Annotated in this window: 7 protein-coding genes; 1 reads left to right on the forward strand and 6 read right to left on the reverse strand. The window is 67.8% G+C overall.

What is annotated here, in order from left to right; all coding sequences use genetic code 11:
• Positions 1-1146: protein-disulfide reductase DsbD domain-containing protein (locus Q4I23_RS28405; protein WP_498528430.1), on the reverse strand; the 1146-nt coding region annotated here is incomplete at its 3' end.
• A gap of 157 nt (positions 1147-1303) precedes the next feature.
• Here Q4I23_RS28405 and Q4I23_RS28410 point away from each other — a divergent pair.
• Entirely contained in the window at positions 1304-1879 is a 576-nt protein-coding gene (locus tag Q4I23_RS28410; protein ID WP_454018654.1) for a YqgE/AlgH family protein, read from the forward strand.
• Between the two features lie 73 nt (positions 1880-1952).
• Here the strand turns inward: Q4I23_RS28410 and Q4I23_RS28415 are convergent, their stop codons facing one another.
• From Q4I23_RS28415 to Q4I23_RS28435, 5 genes are all read right to left on the reverse strand, one after another.
• Positions 1953-2183, reverse strand: a complete 231-nt coding sequence (locus tag Q4I23_RS28415; RefSeq protein WP_498528431.1) for a hypothetical protein — start codon at positions 2181-2183, stop codon at positions 1953-1955.
• Positions 2184-2275: 92 nt separating this feature from the next.
• Entirely contained in the window at positions 2276-2866 is a 591-nt protein-coding gene (locus Q4I23_RS28420; protein ID WP_038527111.1) for a GNAT family N-acetyltransferase, read from the reverse strand.
• A 27-nt stretch (positions 2867-2893) separates the two neighbouring features.
• The gene (locus Q4I23_RS28425) at positions 2894-4150 is read right to left on the reverse strand and encodes a M16 family metallopeptidase (RefSeq protein WP_498528432.1); all 1257 of its coding nucleotides are present in this window, start codon (positions 4148-4150) and stop codon (positions 2894-2896) included.
• Positions 4147-5559: a threonine synthase gene (gene thrC, locus Q4I23_RS28430; RefSeq protein ID WP_498528433.1), complete on the reverse strand. Its 1413-nt coding sequence runs from the start codon at positions 5557-5559 to the stop codon at positions 4147-4149. Before thrC ends, Q4I23_RS28425 begins: the two co-directional genes overlap by 4 nt.
• Positions 5560-5727: 168 nt before the next feature.
• Positions 5728-7056, reverse strand: coding sequence for a glycoside hydrolase family 5 protein (locus Q4I23_RS28435; RefSeq protein ID WP_498528434.1), 1329 nt, complete (start codon positions 7054-7056; stop codon positions 5728-5730).
• Positions 7057-7421: the final 365 nt, after the last annotated feature.

Here is a 7421-nt window from a genome sequence, read left to right on the forward strand (position 1 = left end):
GCGTATAATCGTCGGCAGCGTCAGATGTGTATAAGAGACAGGCTGGAACTGGATGCCCCAGCCCACGGCACCGCCCGCCGCCTTCACCGCGACCAGCGCCCCGGCGAGGATCAGGAAGGAGGTCAGGATGCCCGCCGCCGAGGCCAGGAAGCCGGCGCGCACCGCCGCGGGCGCCCGCCCGCCATGCTGGACGATGGACAGCAGTTTCAGCGACAGCACCGGCAGCACGCAGGGCATCAGGTTCAGGATCAACCCGCCCAGCAGGGCGACGCCCAGCATGGCCAGCAGCCCCGTCGGAGCCGCCCCGGCACGGCCGCCCAGCCCGGCCGCGGCGGTCGCCGGAGCCTCCGCCGACCGGTTGCCGTCCACCACCGTCAGCGTCATCGCCCGTCCGGCGAGGTCAAGGCCGGGCTGCGGGTCGGTCGCGTCCATCCGCAGGATCGCGCGCCGGTCGCCGTCGAGGAACTGGCTCTTGGGCGCGGCGAAGGTCACCGGCGGGTCGGTTTCCACGAACACGTCGGGGGCGACCATCGACTCGCGGGCCGTCACCTCGACCTCCAGCACGGCGCCCTGGCCGCGCACCGCCGTGACGGTCAGGCCGGACGCCCGCCCGTCACCGGGGACCAGGGACTGGGCACGGGCGATGTCGTTGGCCGACGGTCCGGGCGTCGCCGGCCCCTCAGGGATGGACAGGGACAGCGCCACCATCTCCGGAACGCAGATGGTCGAGCAGACCAGCAGCTCCGCCTTCAGCGCGAGGTCGAGCGGCTTGCCCGGTTCCGCCGGGGTGGCGGCGATGGGGAACAGCACCTCCGCGTCGTAGCCCGCCGTCTCGAAGCCCAGGACGGTGAAGCGGTGCGGGGCCGGGTAGATCAGTTCCGTCGCCTTGAGGTTCCGCGACTCCGACCAGTCCAGCCGCGGCGCGAAACCGGCGTCGCCGGGGGTGCGCCAATAGGTCTTCCAGCCGGGCTCCAGCCGGACTTCCAGCCCCAGGGGGATTTTGGCGAGGTCGCCCGCCCCCTGAACCGACGCGACGAGCCGGGCCTCCACCGGGCCGGACTTGACCCAGGAGCCGGTCTCCGCCCTCCCCATTCCGGGTGCGGCCAAGGCCAGGACGGCGAGCAGGAACGGAACAAACCTTTTCATCGCACCGACTGTTCTCATATCAAGACGCAGCGGGCCGCCCATCGGCCGCGGCTGTATATGGATGACAAAGCTTGGCCCGTGCTGTCACACTCGGGCGAAGACGGCTTCGGGTGGCCGCCCAGCGGTCCGCCCGTCCCCCGACACAAGGATAGCGCCCATGCCGCACCTGACCAAGTCCTCGGACTATCTGACCGGCCAGTTGCTGATCGCCATGCCGGGCATGACGGACCCGCGTTTTCAGCGGACCGTCATCTACATGTGCGCCCATAACGACGACGGCGCCATGGGCCTCGTCGTCAATCGCCTGTTCGGATCGGTCACCTTCGAGGATTTGCTGGAACAGCTCGAGATCGAAATCCAGGAGCCGATCGCCAACATGCCCGTTCATTATGGCGGCCCTGTGGAATCCGGGCGCGGATTCGTCCTGCATTCAACCGACTATGTACGGGACGGCACGCTGGTGGTGGACGACGAGGTGGCGCTGACCGCGACCATCGATATCCTGCGCGCGATTTCCGAAGACCGCGGACCGCGCCGCAACCTCCTGCTGCTCGGCTACGCCGGCTGGGGACCGGGGCAATTGGACGCGGAGATCCAGGCGAACGGCTGGCTGAACGTGCCCTGCGACGAGACGCTGCTGTTCGATCCCGAACTGGACACCAAGTGGGAACGCTCCATCGCCAAGCTCGGCGTCAGCCTGTCCATGCTGTCGGCGGAGGCCGGGCACGCCTGACGGCGCCCCCTCCTGATCAAGAGTACGACCCGCCGCACCGCAAGCGGCGGGATCTCATGTCAGAACTTGTGATTCACGCACCCTTGCTGGCGATCGCCAAGGCAAGGCCGCGGGCCTGCATCAGCTCGCTGCACCGTTCGACCAGCTCGTCACCGGCGTAGACCGCCCAGCCGCTCTGGAAACCAGACGCCTCATAGCGCAGATCGACACGGCGTCCGTCCAGTTCGACGGCATAGGTCAGGGAATCTTCTTTCGTCCAAGTAGGGTTCAGCGACATATCCGCCTCGCTCAATGGGAAGGACATGCCGTCAGCCTGCGCCCGCTCCCTTAACCGCGGGTTAAGCCGACCAGGACAAGAGCTTGGGAAATGGGAGCGGCGCACCCCGACCGGACGGGCTAGCCCCGCCACTCCTCGCGCAGGATGGCGTAGAGGACATGGTCCCGCCACACCCCGTCGATGCGCAGGTAACCGCGCGCATAGCCTTCGTGAGTGAAGCCGACCTTTTCCAACAGGCCGCGGCTGGGCGCGTTGGTCGGCAGACAGGCCGCCTCGACCCGGTGCAGCCCCAATTGCCCGAAGGCGAAATCCAGAACCAGCCGGGTGGCACCGGACATGTAGCCGTTGCGCGCGTAGGGTTGCCCCACCCAGTAGCCGAGCGTCGCCATCTGGGCCACGCCGCGCCGCAGGTTGGTCAGGCCCAGCCCGCCGACCAGCCGGTCGGTCGCCCGGTCGTAGACAAGGAAGCTGTAGCCCTGGTCGTCGCGCCATTCCTGCGCCTGCCGCCGCAGCCGGCGCCCGAAGGCGGCGCGGGTCAGGGCGTCCGCCGGCCAGGTCGGCTCCCAGGGGGTCAGGAAGGCGCGGGAGTCCGCCCGCAGGTCGGCCCATTCCCGCCAGTCCCGCGGCAGCGGCGGGCGGATGTAGCAGATCGGCCCGTCGAGGCGGACCGCCGGCGGGCTGATGAGACCACCGCCGAGCAGGCGGATCATGCTGCCCCTCCCACCCTGGCGCGTCCCTTACCGGAACCGCGCGGCGATGCGGTCATACTCCTCCAGCCGTCCGATCGGGCCGAGCGCGGCGACGGTGGGGCGGCTCTCGCGCAGGCGCCGGGCGACGCGGACGATGGACTCGCGGTCGACCGCCCCGATCTTCTCGACGATCTCCTCCACCGGCACCGGGCGCCCGTAGACTAGAAGCTGCTGGCCGAGCTGCTCGCAGCGCGACATGGAGCTTTCCAGCGCCATCAGCGTCCCGGCGCGGAGCTGGGCGGCGGCGCGGGCCACCTCCTCCTCGGTCACGTCCTCGGTCACCCGCATCAGCTCGTCGCAGACGACCGGGACCAGCTCCGCCACCTCGTCCTCGCCGGTGCCGGCGTAGACGCCGAACAGCCCGCCGTCGCGGTAGGCGCCGGAGAAGGTGTAGATGGAATAGACCAGCCCGCGCTTCTCCCGCACCTCCTGGAAGAGACGGGAGGACATGCCGCCGCCGAGCAGCGTCGACATCACCGAATGGGCGTAATAGTCCGGGTCGTGCACCCCCACCCCGTCGAAGCCGAGGACGAGGTGCATCTGCTCCAGGTCCCGCGCCTCGCGGAAGTCGCCCCCGGCGTAGCACGCGTCCTCGGATTCCGGCGCCGGGCGGGAGGACAAACCGTCGAAAGCCGATAGAGCCATGTCGACGAGCCGGTCGTGCTCCAGCCGCCCGGCGGCGGCCAGGACGATGCCCGGAGCGCCGTAATGGCCGTCGATGTAATCGACCAGCGCCGGGCGCGACAGGGCGCCGACGATCTCCGCCGACCCCAGGACGGGGCGCCCCAGCGCCTGCCCCGGATAGGCGGTGGACTGGAAATGGTCGAAGATGATGTCGTCGGGAGTGTCGGCGGACTGGCCGATCTCCTGAAGCACCACCGTGCGCTCCCGCACCAGCTCCTCGCTGTCGAGGACGGAGTTCTGGAGCATGTCGGCGATGAGGTCGAGCGCCAGCGCCGTGTCGTCGTGCAGGACCTTGGCGTAATAGGCCGTCTGCTCGCGCGTCGTGTAGGCGTTGAGCTGGCCGCCGACATTCTCGATCTCTTCGGAGATGCGGAAGGCGGAGCGCCGCTCGGTGCCCTTGAACAGCATGTGCTCGACGAGATGCGCCACGCCGTTGACGCTCGCGGACTCGTTGCGCGTGCCGACCCCGACCCAGCAGCCGAGCGAGACCGACTGCACGCCGGGCATCGTGTCGGTGGCGACGCGCAGCCCGTTCGGCAGCGTGGTCACGCGGATGCTCATGCGGCCTCCTTGGCGGCGCGGGCGCGGGCGACGACGAACTCCTGGACCGCCGCCACGTCGTTGGGCAGATCGGACAGCCGCTCCTCCCGCTCGTAGAGATCGGCCAGGCGCGGCGGCAGGACGGGGCGCCGGCCCGTCGCCGTCTCCACCGCGTCGGGGAACTTGGCCGGATGGGCGGTCGCCATCACCACCACCGGAACCGACGGATCGACCGGGGCGGTCGCCGCCGAATGGATGCCGACGGCGGTGTGCGGATCGACCTGATAGCCGCCGGTCTTCTCCCAGACCTCCTTGATGACGTCCATGGTCCGGGCGTCGTCGGCGCGGCCCGCGGCGAAGATTGCGTGCGCCTCAGCCAACTGCGCGTCGGTGACGGCGAATTTGCCCTCCGCGCGGAAGCCGTCCATGGCGGCCTGCACGGCGGCGCCGTCGCGGCCCAGCAGGTCGAACAGCAGCCGCTCGAAGTTGGAGGAGATCTGGATGTCCATGCTGGGACTCAATGTGGGCACGACCGGAGCCGCCGACATGGTGCCGCTGGCAAAAAAGCGGGCCAGGATGTCGTTGGCGTTGGATCCCACGACCAACCGCTCCACCGGCAGGCCCATCGCCCGCGCGCCGTAGGCGGCGTAGACGTTGCCGAAATTGCCGGTGGGCACGGTGAAGGCCACCTTGCGGTCGGGCGCGCCCAGGGCCACCGCGGCGGCGAAGTAATAGACGATCTGGGCCATGATGCGCGCCCAGTTGATCGAGTTCACCGCCGACAGGCCCATCTTGTCGCGGAAGGCCATGTCGTTGAACAGCGCCTTCACCAGGTCCTGGCAGTCGTCGAAGGTGCCGTGCAGCGCGATGTTGTGCACGTTGTCCGAGAGGACGCTGGTCATCTGGCGGCGCTGCACCTCCGACGTGCGGCCCTTCGGGTGCAGGATGAAGATGTCCACGTTCTGGCGGTCGCGGCAGGCCTCGATGGCGGCGGAGCCGGTGTCGCCCGAGGTCGCGCCGACGATGGTCACCCGCTCGCCGCGCTTGGCCAGCACATGGTCGAACAGACGGCCGAGCAGCTGCAGCGCCACGTCCTTGAAGGCCAGCGTCGGGCCGTGGAACAGCTCCATCACCCAGGTGCGCTGGTCGAGCTGCACCAGCGGCACAACCGCAGTGTGGTCGAAGCTGGCGTAGGCGTCCTTCACAATGGCGCGGAAATCGTCCTCGGCGATGGCCCCGCCCAGGAAGGGCAGCATGACGCGCACGGCGATCTCACTGTAGGGAAGGCCGCGCATCGCGCGGATCTCGTCAGCCGAGAACTGCGGCCAGCTTTCCGGGACATAGAGGCCGCCGTCACGCGCGAGACCGGCCAGAAGGACTTCCTCGAAACCCAGGACCGGGGCCTGGCCCCGCGTGCTGACGTACTTCAACGCACACTCTCCGACGCCTGAAGGTGGCCGACGCTGTGGCGGGCCGGCGACTCTTGTGGAACGGGCATAGTTAGCGCCCTCCCACACGCGGTGCAAGCGGCGGGTTCCAGGTGCGTTGCAAACAGAACCCCCTCCCCCGGGACGGGGGAGGGGATTGTAGCCGGCCGGTCAGGCGCCGGTGTGGACGTCCAGCGGGTCGTGGTGCAGCGCCGAGGCATCGTGCGCGGCGTCGACCGGCGGAAGCTCCACCGTCTGGGCGGCGAGCGCGGCGGCCACCGACGCGGCGGTGCTGTGGTCCGCCACCTGCGGCTGGGTCACCGTGTGGGACAGGACGTTGATGTCGCCCTCACCCAGCGCCTGGGCTTTCGCCGGCGCCCAGGCGGCCTTGGCCGGGCTGCCGCCACCGTCGAACAGGCCTTCCTTGATGGCGTTGTACTTGGTCTGGTCGACCGTCTGCCAATCGTCCTTCAGGATGCCACCGGTGTCGCCCGAGTTCGGGTTCCACGACCAGTAGGTCCAGCTCGCCCCTTCCTTGCCGGCGCCCAAGTCGTTGGTGCCGTTGCCGTCCAGGTCGCCGTTCATGTAGTCGATCAGCTTGGCCATGTAGGCTTTGTCCTGATCGGTCTCCAGCTTGCCGCCGAACTCGCCGACCAGCACGGGCGCCTTGTCGTCCTTCAGCAGCCAGCCCCAATTGTCGGTGTACTGGCCCGGCAGGTTGTTCGGGTAGTCGCTGGCCTTGAACCACTCCATCTCATGGATGGACGGGCCGTAGGAGTGGACCGAGTAGACCAGCTTGCCCGGATTGTCGAATTCGATCGGGCGGTCCTTGGCGCCGCGCAGGTTGCCGCCCCACCACTCCCACTGGTTCTCGTGAATCTCGACGCCCTCGACCAGCAGCAGCCAGTCCTTGTTCACGGACTGGATCTCGTTGCCGATGCGCTCCGCGGCCCAGGCCCAGTCGGTGGCCTTGTCGCCGCCACCCCAGGTCGCCTGACCGTGCGGCTCGTTGTGCAGGTCGGCACCGACCACCGTGTCGTTGCCCTTGTAGCGCTCGGCCAGCATCTTCCAGTTTTCGATCATCTTCGACTCCGGGTACTTGTCGTCGTACCACAGGCCGTTCTCGTTGGCCGACGCACCGTCGCTGGAGCGGTGGTGGTCCAGGATGACCTTCATGCCGATACGCCCGGCGTAGTCGATCACCTTGTCCATGACCTCAAGCGGGGACTTGTTCGCGAGGTCGGGATTCTTGGAGGTGTCGATGCCCGTCGCCCGGTCGGCGTCCAGCGCCGCGTCGCTCCACGGCAGGCGGATGGTGTTGAAGCCCATCTCTTTCATCTGCTCCATCATTCCCCAGTACCCGCGCATGTCCATGCCGTTGGGGTTGAAGACGAAGCCCTCGCCGCCGAACCAATTGACGCCCGTCAGCTTGACGTTCTGACCCGACGAATCGACGATCTGGTTGCCGTCCGTGTGCAGGAAGCCCTTGGCGATGCCCATTGTTCTCAGCCCTCGTTGCCATTCGCGTTGGGCCGGAGGCTGGCGGTTTATGGTTAACGAAATATTGCCAGGAATGTTGCTTAATTCCGGCAATCCAAGACATGTGTGACTATGTCCGGAAGAGCGGATTTTGAGGATATTTGAGGCAATGAAGATACGTCGAGTACTTGCGCTGCTTTGAAGGTGTTTTTCTGATTGATCGCTTGATGGCTCGGGGCGGCGCGCTGGAACGAAGGAGGGTTAGCGGCCAGCCTTTTGCGTTCGAAGGATTTTTCTGAATTTTCCGCAGCAGCGAACGTGCGTCGGTGAAACCCGCTCCCCCACCCCTGTCTCTTATACACATCTGACGCTGCCGACGATTATAC

The organism is Azospirillum sp. UFLA03-27 (assembly GCF_059803775.1).

What these genes read in the sequence shown, in the direction of transcription:
- Q4I23_RS28420 (WP_038527111.1), bottom strand. Translation starts at nt 2,866, where the DNA reads ATGATCCGCCTGCTCGGCGGTGGTCTCATCAGCCCGCCGGCGGTCCGC.
- Q4I23_RS28435 (WP_498528434.1), bottom strand. Translation starts at nt 7,056, where the DNA reads ATGGGCATCGCCAAGGGCTTCCTGCACACGGACGGCAACCAGATCGTC.
- Q4I23_RS28425 (WP_498528432.1), bottom strand. Translation starts at nt 4,150, where the DNA reads ATGAGCATCCGCGTGACCACGCTGCCGAACGGGCTGCGCGTCGCCACC.
- Q4I23_RS28415 (WP_498528431.1), bottom strand. Translation starts at nt 2,183, where the DNA reads ATGTCCTTCCCATTGAGCGAGGCGGATATGTCGCTGAACCCTACTTGG.
- Q4I23_RS28410 (WP_454018654.1), top strand. Translation starts at nt 1,304, where the DNA reads ATGCCGCACCTGACCAAGTCCTCGGACTATCTGACCGGCCAGTTGCTG.